The organism is Bacillus sp. LK2, assembly GCF_001043575.1.
Lineage (GTDB): Bacteria > Bacillota > Bacilli > Bacillales > Bacillaceae_G > Bacillus_A > Bacillus_A paramycoides.
This window is the reverse complement of record NZ_LDUK01000014.1, coordinates 13994-32071: the sequence shown is the minus strand read 5'-3', so window position 1 is coordinate 32071 and position 18078 is coordinate 13994. Positions and strand designations below refer to the sequence as shown.

Annotated in this window: 18 protein-coding genes and 1 pseudogene; 16 read left to right on the top strand and 3 right to left on the bottom strand. The window is 36.9% G+C overall.

Translation table 11 applies throughout. The annotated features are described in order from the left end of the window. Positions 1 to 132: 132 nt before the first annotated feature. From VK90_RS09400 to VK90_RS09385, 4 genes are read left to right on the top strand one after another with little or no spacing between them, the layout of a single operon-like run. Positions 133 to 702: a nicotinate-nucleotide adenylyltransferase gene (locus tag VK90_RS09400; RefSeq protein WP_025147392.1), complete on the top strand. Its 570-nt coding sequence runs from the start codon at positions 133 to 135 to the stop codon at positions 700 to 702. Beyond that, the gene (gene yqeK / locus VK90_RS09395; RefSeq protein ID WP_048372260.1) at positions 692 to 1261 is read left to right on the top strand and encodes a bis(5'-nucleosyl)-tetraphosphatase (symmetrical) YqeK; all 570 of its coding nucleotides are present in this window, start codon (positions 692 to 694) and stop codon (positions 1259 to 1261) included. The genes VK90_RS09400 and yqeK overlap by 11 nt, the downstream gene beginning before the upstream one ends. Beyond that, positions 1258 to 1614 carry a ribosome silencing factor gene (gene rsfS, locus VK90_RS09390; RefSeq protein WP_025147394.1) on the top strand — a complete coding sequence of 119 codons (357 nt, stop codon included), beginning with the start codon at positions 1258 to 1260 and terminating at the stop codon, positions 1612 to 1614. Before yqeK ends, rsfS begins: the two co-directional genes overlap by 4 nt. Beyond that, a complete protein-coding gene (locus VK90_RS09385) occupies positions 1611 to 2360 on the top strand; it encodes a class I SAM-dependent DNA methyltransferase (RefSeq protein WP_025147395.1) in 750 nt (249 codons plus the stop codon). Before rsfS ends, VK90_RS09385 begins: the two co-directional genes overlap by 4 nt. Positions 2361 to 2532: 172 nt before the next feature. On the opposite strand, the gene comER is transcribed toward VK90_RS09385, so the two are convergent. Beyond that, positions 2533 to 3360 (bottom strand): late competence protein ComER, encoded by an 828-nt coding sequence (comER, locus tag VK90_RS09380; RefSeq protein ID WP_048372257.1) that lies wholly within the window; start codon positions 3358 to 3360, stop codon positions 2533 to 2535. A gap of 77 nt (positions 3361 to 3437) precedes the next feature. On the opposite strand from comER, the gene VK90_RS09375 reads away from it, so the two are divergent. The 3 genes and pseudogenes from VK90_RS09375 (at position 3438) to VK90_RS09365 (ending at position 6993) form a co-directional block, all read left to right on the top strand. Further along, entirely contained in the window at positions 3438 to 4037 is a 600-nt protein-coding gene (locus VK90_RS09375) for a helix-hairpin-helix domain-containing protein (RefSeq protein ID WP_048372255.1), read from the top strand. 63 nt (positions 4038 to 4100) lie between these two features. Further along, the gene (locus VK90_RS09370) at positions 4101 to 4658 is read left to right on the top strand and encodes a ComE operon protein 2 (protein WP_048372253.1); all 558 of its coding nucleotides are present in this window, start codon (positions 4101 to 4103) and stop codon (positions 4656 to 4658) included. Positions 4659 to 4672: 14 nt separating this feature from the next. Then, positions 4673 to 6993 (top strand): annotated as a pseudogene (locus VK90_RS09365) (DNA internalization-related competence protein ComEC/Rec2). Positions 6994 to 7024: 31 nt separating this feature from the next. Here the strand turns inward: VK90_RS09365 and VK90_RS09360 are convergent. Continuing rightward, complete coding sequence (locus VK90_RS09360; protein WP_000997609.1) at positions 7025 to 7159, bottom strand: YqzM family protein; 135 nt, start codon at positions 7157 to 7159, stop codon at positions 7025 to 7027. 348 nt (positions 7160 to 7507) lie between these two features. Between VK90_RS09360 and holA the strand changes: the two genes are divergently transcribed. Next, positions 7508 to 8518, top strand: coding sequence for a DNA polymerase III subunit delta (holA, locus tag VK90_RS09355; RefSeq protein ID WP_048372250.1), 1011 nt, complete (start codon positions 7508 to 7510; stop codon positions 8516 to 8518). Positions 8519 to 8599: 81 nt separating this feature from the next. Here the strand turns inward: holA and rpsT are convergent, their stop codons facing one another. Next, on the bottom strand, positions 8600 to 8857 hold the full coding sequence (gene rpsT / locus VK90_RS09350; protein WP_001274011.1) for a 30S ribosomal protein S20: 258 nt from the start codon (positions 8855 to 8857) through the stop codon (positions 8600 to 8602). Between the two features lie 180 nt (positions 8858 to 9037). Here rpsT and gpr point away from each other — a divergent pair, with 180 nt between their 5' ends. The 8 genes from gpr to dnaK all read left to right on the top strand — a co-directional run bounded on the left by gpr (position 9038) and on the right by dnaK (position 17981). Beyond that, positions 9038 to 10141 (top strand): GPR endopeptidase, encoded by a 1104-nt coding sequence (gpr, locus tag VK90_RS09345; protein ID WP_048372248.1) that lies wholly within the window; start codon positions 9038 to 9040, stop codon positions 10139 to 10141. Further along, on the top strand, positions 10141 to 10509 hold the full coding sequence (locus tag VK90_RS09340) for a YqxA family protein (RefSeq protein WP_053081398.1): 369 nt from the start codon (positions 10141 to 10143) through the stop codon (positions 10507 to 10509). The genes gpr and VK90_RS09340 overlap by 1 nt, the downstream gene beginning before the upstream one ends. A 203-nt stretch (positions 10510 to 10712) precedes the next feature. Beyond that, positions 10713 to 12536: an elongation factor 4 gene (gene lepA / locus VK90_RS09335; protein ID WP_048372247.1), complete on the top strand. Its 1824-nt coding sequence runs from the start codon at positions 10713 to 10715 to the stop codon at positions 12534 to 12536. 189 nt (positions 12537 to 12725) lie between these two features. Further along, positions 12726 to 13100 carry a winged helix-turn-helix transcriptional regulator gene (locus tag VK90_RS09330; RefSeq protein WP_048372245.1) on the top strand — a complete coding sequence of 125 codons (375 nt, stop codon included), beginning with the start codon at positions 12726 to 12728 and terminating at the stop codon, positions 13098 to 13100. A gap of 51 nt (positions 13101 to 13151) precedes the next feature. Then, positions 13152 to 14291, top strand: a complete 1140-nt coding sequence (gene hemW, locus VK90_RS09325; protein WP_002173512.1) for a radical SAM family heme chaperone HemW — start codon at positions 13152 to 13154, stop codon at positions 14289 to 14291. Positions 14292 to 14420: 129 nt separating this feature from the next. Beyond that, entirely contained in the window at positions 14421 to 15437 is a 1017-nt protein-coding gene (gene hrcA, locus VK90_RS09320) for a heat-inducible transcriptional repressor HrcA (RefSeq protein ID WP_002173511.1), read from the top strand. Between the two features lie 115 nt (positions 15438 to 15552). After that, entirely contained in the window at positions 15553 to 16119 is a 567-nt protein-coding gene (gene grpE / locus VK90_RS09315; RefSeq protein ID WP_048372244.1) for a nucleotide exchange factor GrpE, read from the top strand. 26 nt (positions 16120 to 16145) lie between these two features. Further along, entirely contained in the window at positions 16146 to 17981 is a 1836-nt protein-coding gene (dnaK, locus tag VK90_RS09310) for a chaperone protein DnaK (protein ID WP_002173509.1), read from the top strand. Positions 17982 to 18078 lie beyond the last annotated feature (97 nt).

The following is an 18078-nucleotide window of genomic DNA, read 5'->3' as shown; positions in this document are numbered from 1 at the left end:
GTGTAAGTGAGTTGTTTCGTAATTGACGCTTGATATGTAGAGAGCGAAACCAATTGAACTTTTATTAACAGTAGACTCTCTTCGAATGTTTATGGGGAGAGTTGCTGTATGTAAAAGGAAGGAGCGTTTCTTTTGAGAAAAATTGGCATTATTGGCGGCACATTTGATCCACCTCATAATGGGCATTTGTTAATTGCGAATGAAGTGTATCATGCGCTAAATTTGGAAGAGGTATGGTTTTTGCCAAACCAAATTCCGCCGCACAAACAAGGCCGTAACATTACGAGTGTGAACAACCGATTAAACATGCTGCAAATGGCGACTGAAGAAGAAGCATACTTTTCAATTTGTTTAGAAGAGCTAAACAGAGAAGGCCCATCTTATACGTATGACACAATGTTACAATTAACAAAGAAGTATCCGGATGTACAGTTTCACTTTATTATTGGCGGAGACATGGTTGAGTATTTACCGAAATGGTATAACATTGAGGAGTTACTCAAGCTTGTAACTTTTGTTGGAGTTGCAAGACCAGGTTATACATTGCATACGCCTTATGATATCGTAAAAGTGGAAATTCCAGAGTTTGCAGTTTCTTCCTCTTTGTTGCGTGAGAGATACATGGAGAAGAAAACGTGCAAATATTTACTTCCTGAAAAAGTACAGGTATATATCGAGAGGAATGGGTTGTATGAATCGTGAAAAAGCACTTAAAATTGTCGAACAACAAATGCATGAAAAACGTTATATACACACGATTGGTGTAATGGAAACAGCGATTGAACTTGCTCGGTTATATGGTGTAGATGAGAAAAAGGCAGAGATAGCTGCTATATTTCACGATTATGCAAAATGTAGAGCGATTCCAGAAATGGAAGAGATTATTAAGAGAGAAGCTTTGCCGAAGGATCTACTTCACTATAACAAAGAGTTATGGCATGCACCTGTTGGGGCATACTTAGTAGAAAAAGAAGTGGGCATTACTGATCCTGAAATTCTACAAGCTATTACATATCATACAAGTGGTCATGAAAAAATGACAATGTTAGATAAAGTTATTTATGTGGCAGATTACATTGAACCAGGTCGTAAATTTCCTGGTGTGGACGAAGCGAGAAAACTCGCATATAAAGATATAAATAAAGCTTTATTGTTTGCTTTAAAGCGAACAATTCAATTTTTAATGGAAAAAGATCAAACGATTTATCCATTAACATTCCAAACATACAACGCAGTTATCAAGGAGGAAATTACTAAATGAAAGATAAAGAGTTATTAGTATTAGCGGCAAAAGCAGCTGATGATAAGAGAGCAGAAGATATGGTTGTACTAAATATGCAAGGAATTTCACCAATTGCTGACTATTTTATTATTTGTCACGGGAATTCAGACAAGCAAGTGCAAGCAATTGCACGTGAAATTAAGTCGAAGGCACATGAGTTGAAAATTGATGTTCAACGTATGGAAGGTTTTGATGAAGCACGTTGGGTTTTAGTAGACCTTGGTGATGTAGTTGCACATGTATTCCATAAAGATGAGCGTGATCACTACAATTTAGAGCGTCTATGGGGCGATGTGCCACGTGAAGATATCGCAGATGAGTTAGATCAATGAAATACGAACAATTTGCATTGCTGTATGACGAACTGATGAATGATGTCCCTTATGATAAATGGGTGGAATTCACAGAAGAAAGTTTGCAACAGGCATCTATGAAAGAGGCAAAAATTCTTGACGTAGCATGTGGAACTGGTAACGTAACACTTCCGCTTGTGCGAAAAGGTTATGATTTAATTGGTGTAGATCTTTCGGAAGAAATGTTAACTGTCGCACAGCAGAAATTGGGGGGAGAAGGTTACTTTATTCCTTTTTACCAACAGGACATGAGAGAGCTCGATGTTCCTGGTGAATTTGATTGTGTGACAATCTTTTGTGACTCATTAAACTATGTATTGCAAGAAGATGGAGTACAAGAAACATTTAGAAGAGTTTTCCACCATTTACGTCAGGATGGCTTGTTTTTATTCGATGTACACTCTTTATATAAAATACATCACGTATTTCAAAATGAAACATATACAGTGAATGGCGAAGAAATATCACTTATTTGGAACTGCTTCCCTGGAGAAGAATCAGATAGTGTGGAACATGATTTGACATTCTTTGTACAAGATTCAGAAGAAGATGTGTATCATCGTTTTGACGAATGTCACGTGCAGCGTGCATATTCGGTTGAAGTGTTAACGAAATGGCTTGAAGAATCTGGGTTTACGGTGCTTCGCGTCACAGGTGATTTTGAACGAATTGAAGTGACGGAACAAACAGAGCGCATCTTTTTTATGGCGAAGAAGAATGGATAAAACAAAAGCAACCGATAAGGTTGCTTTTGTTTTATAGAAAAGATGTAGTTTTAGTTCTAGAAAAATAAAAAGATGAAATGTGTAAAGTGTAAAAATGCTAATTTTAGTGAAAATGTAGTATGAAAAAGATACGTATTAATAAAAAGGATTTGGAATTACGATGGCGTATTTATTATGTGTGTTTATTGAATTGCTGCTCAACGCACTTTAAATCTTCATCAAATTTCTCATGTGTCCGTTCAATTAATTTATGGAACATATCCCCGACGTGCTCTTCTAAAATGCGAATACCTTCTCCTGTAACACCGCCTTTGACACATACCTTTTCTTGTAATGTGGGTAATGTGAAAATCTCTTTTTCAAGTAATTTCCCCATTCCAATGACCATTTCACTTACTAAAGTAGTGGCTTCTTCATGTGTAATATTTGTTTTATCTACAGCAGCGTTAATGAAACATTGTAATAAATAACTAAAAAAAGCAGGGCCACAGCTTGCTATATCAGATGAAACGCGCGTTATATTTTCTTCTATAACAAGGGGAGTAGAAATGTTTTTGAATAGACGAATTAGTTTTTGCTGCCATTCTTCAGAGCAGTTATTTCCAAAGGTAAAAAGTGATGCGCCGGATAAAGCGCGGTTTGTGATGCTTGGAATGATACGCGCGACATGGCAAGGTACAAGTGTTTCTAATTGTGCTGGAGATATTGGGCTTGTGATAGAAACTAAGCACTTTTCATCAGAGAAATGTTCAGCGTATTTTTGTAGGATAGGATATATATCTATCGGTTTTACGCAAATGAAAATAAGCTGCGATTGTTCGATTACCTCTTGGATTGTTTTGGCTATATGAACAGAAGGGTATTTTTCTTTTATATGATATGCTTTGGCAGGCGTCCGATTAATAATAGTAAGGCACGAAGGTTTGACAGCACGGGTTTCTAAAAATGCATCGATTAGTATATTCCCCATGTTCCCTGTCCCTATAATTCCTATATTCAATGTTTCATCCCTCCTTCGTAACAGCGTTCTCCTAAACAATATGAATGATGTTATAAATTTATGATTAGAGGTGTAAAATGATGTGGGATTTTCCGAAAAAATGGTTGGGATTAGTAGTTATTATTGGCACTGTGATATTCCTTTTTTTCTGGAAAACGAACCAGCATACAGAACAATCACTCATTACAATGGATGTTCAAGCGAAAGATGTGGAGAAAAAAAGAAAACCGAAAGTATCGGATACAAAGGAACAAAAGAAAATAATTATAATTGGTGTAAAAGGAGCGGTTTTTAAAGAGGGTGTGTATGAAATGAAGGAAGGGGACCGGGTGAAGGACGCGGTTGAAAAAGCTGGTGGTTTGTTGCCAGATGCAGATATGAAGAAAGTGAATTTGGCACAAATGGTCCAAGACCAAATGATTCTTTATGTTCCTAACAAAAATGAACTAGTGCAAGAAGGAGCTGCTTTTTCAAAAAGCGAGGATAAAGTGCAAATAAATACAGCTTCTAAAGAGCAACTGGAAAAAATAACGGGTATTGGTTCTCGGAAGGCGGAAAGTATTTTGAAATATCGAGAAGAACACGGCCCGTTTCGGAAAATAGAAGATTTATTGGAGATTGATGGGATTGGAACGAAGTCCCTTGAAAAAATAAAAGATCAAATAATTATTCCATAAAAGATTGACGAAGTTTTTCTTCTTTCGCTACACTACAAGTAGACAAAAAAGTAGGTGAAAAATATGGAACGAATTTCATGGGATCAATATTTTATGACGCAAAGCCATCTGTTATCTTTGCGTAGTACGTGTACAAGACTTGCGGTAGGAGCGACGATCGTTCGTGATAAACGAATTATTGCTGGTGGATATAACGGTTCAATTAAAGGTGGTGTACATTGTATAGACGATGGTTGTTACGTCATTGATAATCATTGTGTTCGTACAATTCATGCTGAAATGAATGCTTTATTGCAATGTGCGAAGTTTGGTGTAAAAACAGAGGAAGCGGAAATATACGTTACGCATTTCCCTTGTCTACAATGTTGCAAGGCGATTATTCAAAGTGGTATTACAGCAGTTTATTATGCACAGGATTATAAAAATCATCCGTATGCTATAGAGTTATTTGAACAAGCAAATGTGACAGTGAAGCACGTTCCGCTAGAGTATGACATTGCATCGCTAGAGGAACAAGAACGTCATTTGCAGCTAAAAGAACTGTTTGTATCTTTAGAAAAAGATAACTTGTCAATGGAAGAATTACAGCGTGTATTCACTGAAGCAAAAATGATGCTATAAGGGGTGGATATGAGTTGCAGGGACAATGGGGCTATGTTGCAATCTCGTTTATAATGGGGATTGCAATTGCCTTTTCCTCGTCGTATTTGTTGAATGCTTGTTGTTTCGTTTGTTATGTTTTATTTTGTTTATATCGTACTTCGCGTAAAACCTTCATTTTTTGTATGTTAGCGTGTTTTAGTGGCGCTATGTACACCACGTATGTTCAGAGTCAAAACAAGCCGCTAGGAGAGCCCTACGAAGTTACACGAGGGGTTATACAAAATACACCTCTTATTAATGGGGATCGCCTTTCTTTTCAAATTGAAGATCAAAATAAAAATATAGTGCAGTTAAACTATAAAATTCAATCTGCTTCGGAAAAGAAGCAATTGCAACGCTTATATGCAGGAATATCATGTGAATTTAAAGGGAAGGTGAAAGAACCACAAACTGCTCGGAATTTTCATGCTTTTGATTATCGTAATTATTTATATCAGCAAAAGATACATTTTATATTCGATGTGACAAACATTTCTGAATGTCAAAAAACATCGTTGTCACTCGTGCAATGGATTTTCCTTCTCAGGCAGCAAGCAATCTCAAAAGTTACAGAAATGTTTCCAGAACAATCAGGTGTGTTTATGAATGCATTATTATTTGGAGATCGACAACAAATGACGTTTGAAGTAGAAGAGCAATATCAACAATTTGGTCTTATACATTTGTTGGCAATTTCAGGATCACATATCGTATTATTAATGGTTATGATGTATTTTGTTTTACTAAGAAGTGGTGTGACGAAGGAGGTAGCAACAGTATGCCTTATAGTTTGTATTCCTCTGTATATGATCATAGCGGGGGCGTCGCCATCTGTTGTGAGGGCTTCTATAACAGGAGTTTTATTATTGGTAGCTTTCATGTGTTCTGTTCGCTTATCTAGCCTAGATGCCCTAAGTATAACAGCCATATGTATGCTTATATACAACCCGTATCTTGTTTTTAATATTGGATTCCAATTCTCATTTGTAGGTAGTTTTGCTTTATTACTATCTGCGCCGATATTATTAGGGCGTAGTAATGGGGTAGTTCGGAATTCTATTTATATTTCTATAATTTCACAGCTCGCTAGTACCCCGATCTTGTTATATCATTTTGGTTATTTTTCTCCTTATAGTATTTTCCTCAATCTTATATATGTTCCTTTTCTATCCATTATTGTATTACCGTGTAGCATTTTTATTTTTATATGTATGCCAATCATTCCGTTTTTCGCAAAAGGAATTGCATATGCACTTTCAATATGTTTAACCATTTCTAATGATTTTCTAAGTTACTGTGAAAGTTTCCCTTTTATCCGACTTACTTTTGGTCAAACTCCTTTATTTCTTGTAGCTATATATTGTTTTAGTGTTGTTAGTATATTTGTGATCTGGGAAAGAGTAATAATGAAAAAAATTTTGGTCATAGTTGTGGGTGTATTTCTTCTTATTAGTATTTGTCATTATGTATCTCCATATTTTCGCGCAAGTGGGAGTGTTACATTTCTTGATGTTGGTCAGGGAGATGCAATATTAATTCGTCTCCCATACGATAAAGGGGTCTACCTTATTGATACAGGTGGAGCGCTTCATGTCAAGAAGGAAGCGTGGCAAGAAAAAAACATGAATTTTCTGTTGGGCATGATATTCTTGTTCCTTTTTTACAAAAGGAAGGTATAAAAACAATTGATAAATTAATTGTAACGCATGGAGATGCGGATCATATAGGTGATGCACTGGATTTATTATCTTCTATTACTGTAAAAGAAGTTGTATTTGGGAGAAAGGAGCAAGATGCTGTATTAGAAAAAGTGTTGAAGAAACAGGCATTAGAAAAGAGAGTGAAGATAAGTGTAGTAGGAGAAGGTGAGAGTTGGAGGATAAATGAAGCGGAATTTTTCGTATTATCTCCAAAGGGGAAAGAAAAAGGCGAAAATGACTCCTCGATTGTAATATGGGCGAAATTAGGAGGACTAACGTGGCTATTTACGGGTGATTTAGAAGAAGCAGGAGAAGAGTTTATAGTATCGACATATCCTGAGTTGCGGGCTAATATTTTAAAAGTCGCCCATCATGGGAGTAAAACATCGTCTGCAGATCTCTTTTTAAGCCTTGTACAGCCTAGTGTGGCGATTATTTCTGTGGGAGAACGTAATAGGTATGGGCACCCGCATAAGGAAGTTATAGAGCGTTTTAAGAAGATAGGTACTGAAATATGGCGCACGGATAAGCAAGGTGCTATTTCCTATGTTTTTAATGGAGAAAAAGGAACCTTTCAAAGTAAAATCACATATGATGGAATACATAATAGATGAAAAAAAGAAGACTGCCATTAAGCAGCAGCCTTTAAGAACCGATGAATTTAATAACAGTTGCAATAATGAAAAGTGTTGCGAAAAAACCAAATGAGACGATAAATCCTACCCCTGAATCAATAGCGTCATTGCGTTTACTTTGAACGTTTTGTTCAAAATCATTCATTTAGAATCCCTCCCCAACATTCCATTTTAGTATAAAATATTGTCAGAAAAAAATCTACAATTTCCATATGAAGAAAAATAGAGCATTTGTATACTATTTCTAGTTAGCTAAGAAGTGTGAGTTTTTCATTTCCAAGCATGTTAACAGTTGGCACTTATACTAGAATTATTATTGTAAATAATAAAGGGAAGGTGATTATCGCACACCAATAAGAAACCCGGGGCTTATTGTGTGGCGTTTTATATAAATAAAGGGACGGGTTATAAAGCCTGTTCCTTTGTACTTGTAAAACAAAAGCTAGGGCATTAGTATAAATATATATTGCCAAGTTAGGGAGTAGGAAAAAGTATGAGTGATATACATAAGAAAATAAAAAAGAAACAGTTTGCTTCGTTGTATGTACTGTATGGAACGGAAGCCTATTTTATAAATGAAACGATAAAACTTATTACAACGGAAGCGCTTGAAGAGGAAGATCGAGAGTTTAATGTTGTGACATACGATTTGGAAGAGGCATACTTAGAAGATGTAGTTGAGGATGCACGTACGCTTCCCTTTTTTGGGGATCGTAAAGTTATATTAATAAAATCACCGTTATTTTTAACGTCACAAAAAGAGAAATTAGAGCAAAATATAAAAATTTTGGAAGAATATATTGGGGAGCCATCTCCTTTTTCTATTCTTGTTTTTGTTGCGCCGTATGAAAAATTAGACGAACGAAAAAAAATTACAAAACTATTAAAGAAAACAGCGGATGTAGTAGAAGCGAATGCTATGCAAGTGCAGGATGTACAGAAGTGGATTGTGTCTCGTGCAGATGAGGTGCATGTGCATATTGATAATGCAGCTGTTAGTTTGTTGTTAGAGCTTGTAGGAAGTAATGTAACGATGTTGGCGAAGGAAATGGACAAGTTAACGTTATACGTCGGTATGGGAGGAGAGGTTACACCGAAACTTGTTGCAGAGCTTGTGCCGAAATCTGTTGAGCAAAATGTGTTTGCTTTGACGGAGAAAGTGGTAAAAAAAGATATCGCGGGTGCGATGCAAATTTTGGATGGATTATTTACTCAGCAGGAAGAACCAATTAAGCTGCTCGCGTTATTAGTAAGTCAATTCCGCTTGCTACATCAAGTGAAAGAGTTGCAACAGCGTGGTTATGGACAAAATCAAATTGCGTCTCATATTGGTGTACATCCGTATCGTGTAAAGTTGGCGATGAATCAAACGAAGTTTTTCTCTTTTGAAGAATTAAAAAAAGTTATTATAGAATTGGCGGAAGCTGATTACAGTATGAAGACGGGAAAGATGGATAAGAAGCTTGTACTCGAGTTTTTCTTAATGCGTTTAAATCATATGTAATGATACAAAAAGTTCATGTACTTAGTACATGAACTTTTTGTATGTAAAAAAACGACCCAAATGGATCGTTTTTTAAACGCCTTACGCGTTTACTTGTTTCGCTAAGCGAGATTTTTGACGAGCTGCAGCGTTTTGGTGGATAAGACCTTTACGAGCTGCTTTGTCAAGTTTTTTAGAAGCAGTTTTGAAAGCTTCTTTAGCATTTTCAAGATCGTTATTAGTAACTAAAGCTTCTACAGTTTTAACAGCAGAACGCATGTCAGACTTGATAGAAGCGTTATGTGCACGACGCTCTTCGCTAAGTTTAGCGCGTTTGATAGCAGATTTGATGTTTGCCATACTTTTCACCTCCCTGGTGCAATCGAATGACTCGATTCTTACATAGAACAAGTGATATTCTATCAAACGGTGAAGAGAATTGCAATAGTATATCAATGAAATTTCACGTAAAGGAAAGAATGGCCTTATATAACTTTGGGAAATCTAACGATATTTACTATGAATTACGGAGGAGATACGATGAAAGAACCATTAGATTTAAGTAAATATAATGTTAGAACTGACCTTGCTGTAGAGGCGCACGAAATGCTGCAAGAACGCCAAGAAGAACAAAAAGGGATACAAGGAGTAATTGTAAAAGAGAGGGAAGAAGAGGGTGTTACAATTACGAAAGTAACTATTGATGAAATTGCATCTGAATCGATGGGGAAAAAACCCGGGAATTATTTAACTCTTGAGGTGCAAGGTATACGGCAGCAAGATACGGAACTTCAGCAAAAGGTAGAGCGTATTTTTGCAAAAGAATTTTCTTATTTCTTAGAAGATGTTGGAGTTACAAAAGAAGCGAGTTGTTTAATCGTCGGCCTTGGGAATTGGAATGTGACACCGGATGCACTCGGACCGATAGTTGTAGAAAATATATTGGTGACGAGACATTTGTTTAAATTGCAGCCTGAAAGTGTGGAAGAAGGTTTCAGGCCTGTTAGTGCAATTCGTCCGGGGGTAATGGGGATTACAGGAATTGAAACAAGCGACGTCATTTATGGAATTATAGAGAAAATAAAACCAGATTTTGTTATCGCAATTGATGCATTAGCTGCACGTTCTATTGAACGAGTAAATAGCACGATACAAATTTCTGATACAGGAATTCATCCTGGATCTGGTGTTGGAAATAAGCGTAAGGAACTAAGTAAAGAAACATTAGGTATTCCTGTTATCGCAATTGGTGTTCCGACAGTGGTCGATGCCGTCTCGATTACAAGCGATACAATTGATTTTATTTTGAAACATTTTGGACGGGAACTGAAAGAAGGAAACAAACCGTCACGCTCTTTATTGCCAGCAGGTTTTACATTTGGAGAAAAGAAAAAATTAACAGAAGAAGATATGCCGGATGAGAAGAGCAGGAATATGTTTTTAGGAGCTGTTGGTACGTTAGAAGACGAAGAAAAGAGAAAGTTGATTTATGAAGTGTTATCACCTCTTGGTCATAATTTAATGGTGACTCCAAAAGAAGTAGATGCGTTTATTGAAGATATGGCAAATGTAATAGCAAGTGGTTTAAATGCAGCGTTACATCATCAAATTGATCAAGATAATACAGGGGCATATACACATTAATGGAAAGAAACAGAAGTTTTTTGAGTCGATTTGCGCTCTTGTGTATATGCGGTACAGTCGTATGTTTACTTATGATGATAGCTGGAGTGGGACTCGCTAATCAAGGTTTAAAAAGTATGAAGGGGTATCGTCAGTTGTCATATGAACAAATTGCTCATATGACAGGAACAGAAGGTGCCGGGGCTGAATCGGAGATTTTGGGAAATGTATTTTCAGCCGCTGAAAAACAAAAACAGCTGGAAAACTTAAGGAGTTTTAATGTCGTAGAAGGTATTGGTATGGCAATAGCAAGTGTTGCTTACGATATAACTAAGTTTGGAACGGATATAGTTGTTGGGAAAATAAAAGGAATTTTTAGTGAAGGATAGCGGGAAGGACGGTTGTCTATTGTTTTGTAAGAAAGCCGTCCTTTAATTTGAAAAAGGTTTGTCTCTTATGGTTTGTTCGCATAAGATATAGATAGAATGATTTGTATTGTAAGCAGCACGAGTTTTCATTGAATCTTTGCTGCTCTATTGATATAATCAGTGCTAGTGTATATTGGCGAGACTATTAGGAGTTGAGAACATAGATGAATAAAGAAGAAAGAGCAAAAAGACAGTCGAACATTCGTAATTTCTCTATCATTGCTCATATTGACCACGGAAAGTCAACGTTAGCAGACCGTATTTTAGAGAAAACAAACGCGTTAACACAACGTGAAATGAAAGCTCAATTGCTTGACTCTATGGATTTAGAGCGTGAGCGTGGTATTACAATTAAATTAAACGCAGTACAATTAACGTATAAAGCAAAAGACGGTGAAGAGTATATTCTTCATTTAATCGATACACCAGGACACGTCGACTTTACGTACGAAGTATCTCGTAGTTTAGCGGCTTGTGAAGGCGCAATTCTTGTAGTAGATGCAGCGCAAGGTATTGAAGCGCAAACGTTAGCAAACGTATATTTAGCGCTTGATAACAATTTAGAGATTTTACCAGTAATTAATAAAATCGACTTACCAAGTGCGGACCCAGAACGTGTGCGTCAAGAGGTAGAAGATGTAATTGGTTTAGATGCATCAGAAGCAGTACTTGCTTCAGCAAAGGCTGGGATTGGTATTGAAGAAATTTTAGAACAAATCGTTGAAAAAGTACCAGCTCCGACAGGTGATTCGGAAGAGCCGTTACAATGTATGATTTTCGACTCTTTATATGATCCGTACCGCGGTGTAATTGCTTATATCCGTGTTGTAAATGGAACGGTAAAAGTTGGCGATAAAGTACGTATGATGGCAACTGGAAAAGAATTTGAAGTAACAGAAGTAGGTGTGTTTACACCGAAAACAACGCAACGTGACGAGTTAACAGTAGGTGATGTAGGTTTCTTAGCAGCATCGATTAAAAACGTTGGTGATACACGCGTTGGTGATACAATTACACACGCGAAACGTCCAGCTGCAGAGCCGTTAGCAGGATATCGTAAATTAAACCCAATGGTATTCTGTGGTTTATATCCGATTGATTCTGCACGTTATAACGACTTACGTGATGCATTAGAAAAACTAGAATTGAATGATTCTGCTCTTGAGTTTGAACCAGAAACATCTCAGGCGCTAGGATTTGGTTTCCGTTGTGGTTTCTTAGGACTTCTTCACATGGAAATCATTCAAGAACGTATTGAACGTGAATTTAAGATTGACTTAATTACAACAGCGCCAAGCGTTATTTATAAAGTTTATTTAACAAACGGTGAAGATGTTATTGTTGATAATCCATCAAATATGCCAGATCCACAGTCTATCGATCGTGTAGAAGAGCCGTTTGTGAAGGCTTCAATTATGGTTCCGAATGACTATGTTGGAGCTGTAATGGAAATTTGCCAAGGTAAACGTGGAACGTTTATTGATATGCAATATTTAGATGAAACGCGTGTTACATTGACATATGAAATCCCGTTATCAGAAATCGTATATGATTTCTTCGATCAATTGAAATCAAATACGAAAGGATATGCATCATTTGACTACGAGTTAATTGGTTATAAACCATCTAAACTTGTGAAAATGGATATTCTTTTAAATAATGAACAAGTGGATGCTTTATCATTTATTGTGCACCGTGATTCAGCGTATGACCGTGGTAAAGTAATTGTAGAGAAACTAAAAGAATTAATTCCAAGACAACAGTTCGAAGTGCCGATTCAGGCAACTATCGGAAACAAAGTTGTAGCCCGTTCTACAATTAAGGCGATGCGTAAAAACGTACTTGCAAAATGTTACGGTGGTGACATTTCTCGTAAGCGTAAACTTCTTGATAAGCAAAAAGAAGGTAAAAAACGTATGAAGTCTGTTGGTTCTGTAGAAGTACCACAAGAAGCATTCATGGCTGTATTGAAAATGGATGATAACTAATAAAGTGAAACTATAATCAGTGGTTTTTCAATCCTTATTGATTATTAGTCCGCACTAATTGGATTAAAAGTAGAAGCCGTTCGTTCGGCTTCTTTTTTATTGCTAAGTACTTTTTAGACATCTGAGCCTCTCTCATTTACAATGATGAGAGAGCTTTTTAGTGATTGATCTAGAGTTAGGAGACTATTAATGTCCGAAAATATTCGAAAAGATATTCAAGATAAAATACAAAATGGTAATTTTAATTGTGAAAAGGAATTGACGCTTTCTATTATTAGTGGGAAGTGGAAAGTTGTGATATTGTGGCATCTCGGTGTGGAAGGGCCCCATCGTTTTAGTGAATTGCAACGACTATTCCCGAGCATTTCTCATAAAGTGTTGTCGAATCAACTAAAGGAATTAATGGAGGATGGGATTGTTGAGCGAACAGTATATCCAGAAATCCCTCCGCGTGTTGAGTACTATATGACGGAATTAGGCATGTCGCTTTTACCAATCGTTGAAATGATGTATGATTGGGGAAAAATGCGAATGGAACAAATTCGTAATATGTTAGAGAAGTAAAAGAGCCTCCCGAGTGCGGAGGTTTTCTTTGTAGAAAGGTAGGAGTTATATTTGGTACAAGCTGCATATATTCATATTCCGTTTTGTCAGCATATTTGTCACTATTGTGATTTTAATAAAGTATTTATTGAACGCCAACCGGTTGATCAATACTTGCAATATTTAGAGAAAGAAATAATAAATACGGTTCAAAAAGTACCGTTTGAAAGTATGAAAACGATTTTTGTTGGCGGAGGAACGCCGACAGCCTTAAATATGGAGCAAACAAAAAAACTACTCGACATTATAAACCGTCGTTTGCGTCCGTTTGCTCCGAATTGTGAATTAACGTTTGAAGCGAACCCAGGTGATTTACCGAAAGAGAAGTTGAACTTATTACTAGAAGGTGGAGTAAATCGAATTAGTTTTGGTGTGCAAACGTTTCGTGATGAGTTACTTGAGAAGATTGGGCGTAAACATACGAGGGAAGATGCATTTGTAGCAATTCGAGAAGCGCAGGAAGTTGGCTTTACAAATATTAATGTAGATATAATTTATGCTTTGCCAGGACAGACGATAGAAGATGTAAAAGAAACATTAGACATTGCCTTCACGCTTGGTGTACAACATTTCTCAGCATATTCATTAATTGTGGAACCGAAGACTGTATTTTATAACTTAATGAATAAAGGGAAGTTGAGACTTCCAGGTGAAGACCATGAAGCGAAAATGTATGAAATGGTAATGGATGAAATGGAGAAACATGGTTATAGCCAGTATGAAATTAGCAACTTCTCAAAAGGTGATAATGAAAGTAGACATAATCTCACATACTGGAATAATGAAGAGTATTATGGATTTGGAGCTGGAGCGCATAGTTATGTAAATGGGGAACGTATCCAAAATGTAGGGCCACTTAAGCAATATTTCACTAAAATTGATGAAACAGGATTTCCATATTTAGATGTTCACGTAGTGACGGAGAAAGAAAAAATGGAAGAAGAGTTGTTTTTAGGGCTCCGAAAAACAAAAGGTGTTTCTAAGGTAGAATTCCAAAAGAAATTTAATGTGGAAATGGATCACGTTTTTGCAAAGCAGTTACAAAGCAACCAAGAACAGGGGTTACTTGAAAACAGAGATGGGCATGTTTGTTTAACGAGAAAAGGGAAACTATTAGGAAATGAAGTGTTCCAGTCATTTTTGATTGATTAAATGTTCCATAAGTGTGAAAAAGTTTCGTGATTTCGTGACGTTTCCGTTGACAATTGAATGTCAATTTTGGTAAGTTATTAATAGATTTAGCACTCGAAGACAAAGAGTGCTAACAGAGGTGATGATGAGATGCTTACGGAACGTCAGCTCTTAATTTTACAAACAATTATTGATGACTTTATTGGATCAGCGCAACCTGTTGGGTCGAGGACGTTGGCTAAGAAAGATGAAATTACGTTTAGTTCAGCGACTATTCGAAATGAAATGGCTGACCTAGAGGAACTAGGATTTATTGAAAAAACGCATAGTTCTTCTGGACGTGTTCCTTCTGAAAAAGGGTATCGTTTTTATGTAGACCATCTTTTGGCACCACAAAACTTACCTAACGATGAAATTGTACAAATTAAAGATTTATTTGCTGAAAGAATTTTTGAAGCGGAAAAGATTGCACAACAATCTGCTCAGATTTTGTCAGAGCTTACGAATTATACGGCTATTGTTCTTGGCCCAAAATTAAGCACAAATAAACTTAAAAATGTACAAATTGTACCGCTTGATCGTCAAACAGCAGTCGCCATTATTGTAACGGATACAGGGCATGTACAAAGTAAAACGATTACCGTTCCGGAATCTGTTGATTTATCAGATTTAGAAAAAATGGTTAATATTTTAAATGAAAAGCTATCGGGTGTACCTATGTCGGAACTTCATAATAAAATCTTTAAAGAGATTGTTACAGTCTTGCGTGGGTATGTTCATAATTACGATAGTGCAATAAAAATGTTAGATGGTACATTTCAAGTTCCTTTATCGGAAAAGATATACTTTGGAGGAAAAGCAAATATGCTTTCGCAGCCAGAGTTCCATGACATTCAAAAAGTAAGGTCCTTGCTGACGATGATTGATAACGAAGCTGAGTTTTATGATATTTTGCGTCATAAACAAGTAGGTATTCAAGTGAAAATTGGCAGGGAAAATTCTTCGATAGCTATGGAAGATTGTAGTTTAATTTCTGCAACGTATTCGATTGGAGAAGAGCAACTAGGAACAATTGCGATTTTGGGTCCGACGAGAATGCAATACTCTCGTGTAATTAGTTTGCTGCAGTTATTTACAAGACAATTTACAGACGGACTTAAAAAGTAAATGAGAGTAATACATTCGCTCAAGTGATGAAATTTTCATTGCTGTGTGTAATATATAATGCTTAGGTAATCATGCTTATACATGATACCTAATACCTTTTAAGGAGGTGAAAATTGTGGAAGAGCGTAACGAACAAGTGGTAGAAGAAGTGAAAGAAGCGCAAGTTGAAGAAGCTATCACGACAGAAAACGGTGAAGAAGCTGTAGAAGAAAAAAGTGAAGCTGCTCTTTTACAAGAGAAAGTAGATGAGTTACAAGCGAAACTAACGGAAACGGAAGGTCGCACACTACGTCTACAAGCTGATTTTGAAAATCATAAGCGCCGCGTCCAAATGGATAAACAGGCTGCTGAAAAATATAGAGCACAAAGTCTTGTGTCAGATATTCTGCCAGCTCTTGATAATTTTGAAAGAGCAATGCAAGTGGAAGCAACTGATGAGCAAATGAAGTCCTTATTACAAGGTATGGAAATGGTGCATCGTCAATTGTTAGAAGCACTGACTAAAGAAGGTGTTGAAGCGATTGAAGCTGTTGGTAAACAGTTTGATCCTCATGAGCACCAAGCTGTTATGCAAGTAGAGGACAGTGAGTTTGAATCAAACGCGGTTGTGGAAGAATTCCAAAAAGGTTATAAACTAAAAGACCGTGTGATTCGTCCATCAATGGTAAAAGTAAATCAATAATTTACATAAATGTAGGAGGATTCGCTATGAGTAAAATTATCGGTATTGACTTAGGTACAACAAACTCTTGTGTAGCTGTTATGGAAGGTGGAGAACCAAAGGTTATCCCAAATCCAGAAGGAAACCGTACAACACCTTCTGTTGTGGCTTTCAAAAATGAAGAGCGTCAAGTTGGGGAAGTTGCGAAACGTCAAGCAATTACAAACCCAAATACAATTATGTCTGTTAAACGTCATATGGGTACAGACTATAAAGTAGAAGTTGAAGGTAAAGATTATACACCTCAAGAAATTTCTGCAATCATTTTACAAAACTTAAAAGCTTCTGCTGAAGCGTACTTAGGTGAAACAGTGACGAAAGCTGTTATTACAGTACCGGCATACTTCAACGATGCAGAACGTCAAGCGACAAAAGACGCTGGTCGTATTGCTGGTTTAGAAGTAGAACGTATTATTAACGAACCAACAGCAGCAGCACTTGCTTATGGCTTAGAGAAGCAAGACGAAGAACAAAAAATTCTAGTATATGACTTAGGTGGCGGTACTTTTGACGTATCTATCCTTGAGTTAGCAGATGGAACATTTGAAGTTATTTCAACTGCTGGTGACAACCGTCTTGGTGGAGATGACTTTGACCAAGTTATCATCGATCATTTAGTAGCTGAATTCAAGAAAGAAAACAACATTGACTTAAGTCAAGATAAAATGGCACTTCAACGTCTGAAAGATGCAGCTGAAAAAGCGAAAAAAGATCTTTCTGGTGTAACGCAAACACAAATTTCATTACCATTCATTAGTGCTGGAGCTGCTGGTCCATTACACTTAGAATTAACGTTAACAAGAGCGAAATTCGAAGAGCTTTCAGCAGGTCTTGTTGAAAGAACATTAGAGCCAACTCGTCGTGCATTAAAAGACGCTGGTTTTGCTCCAAGCGAATTAGATAAAGTTATCCTTGTTGGTGGATCTACTCGTATTCCAGCTGTACAAGAAGCAATTAAACGTGAAACTGGTAAAGAACCATATAAAGGTGTAAACCCAGATGAAGTTGTAGCATTAGGTGCTGCAGTTCAAGGTGGCGTACTTACTGGTGATGTAGAAGGCGTTCTATTATTAGACGTAACTCCACTTTCTTTAGGTATTGAAACTATGGGCGGTGTATTTACGAAACTAATCGAGCGTAACACTACAATTCCAACAAGTAAATCACAAGTATTCTCAACAGCTGCTGATAACCAACCAGCGGTAGACATTCACGTGCTACAAGGTGAGCGTCCAATGTCAGCTGATAACAAAACACTAGGTCGTTTCCAATTAACAGACCTTCCGCCAGCACCACGTGGTATTCCACAAATCGAAGTAACATTCGATATTGATGCGAACGGTATTGTTAACGTACGTGCGAAAGACTTAGGAACAAGTAAAGAGCAAGCTATTACAATCCAATCTTCTTCAGGTCTTTCTGATGACGAAGTAAATCGTATGGTACAAGAAGCTGAAGCAAATGCTGACGCTGACCAAAAACGTAAGGAAGAAGTTGAACTTCGTAACGAAGCTGACCAACTTGTATTCCAAACAGATAAAGTTGTAAAAGATTTAGAAGGTAAAGTAGATGCAGCTGAAGTAGCGAAAGCAACAGAAGCGAAAGAAGCATTACAAGCGGCAATCGAGAAAAATGAACTTGATGAAATCCGTGCGAAAAAAGATGCTCTTCAAGAAATCGTACAACAATTAACTGTTAAATTATATGAGCAAGCTCAAGCGGCTGCAGGGCAAGCAGAAGGTGCACAAGGAGCACAAGACGCTGGTGCGAAAAAAGACAATGTAGTTGACGCTGAGTTTGAAGAAGTAAAAGAAGACAAGTAATACAATAAGTAAGATGACAAAAAGTCAAAGTCAAGCGTGCCTTGGCTTTGGCTTTTTTCACGAATAAGAAAAAAGTGGTTATTTGAGCTAAGACATT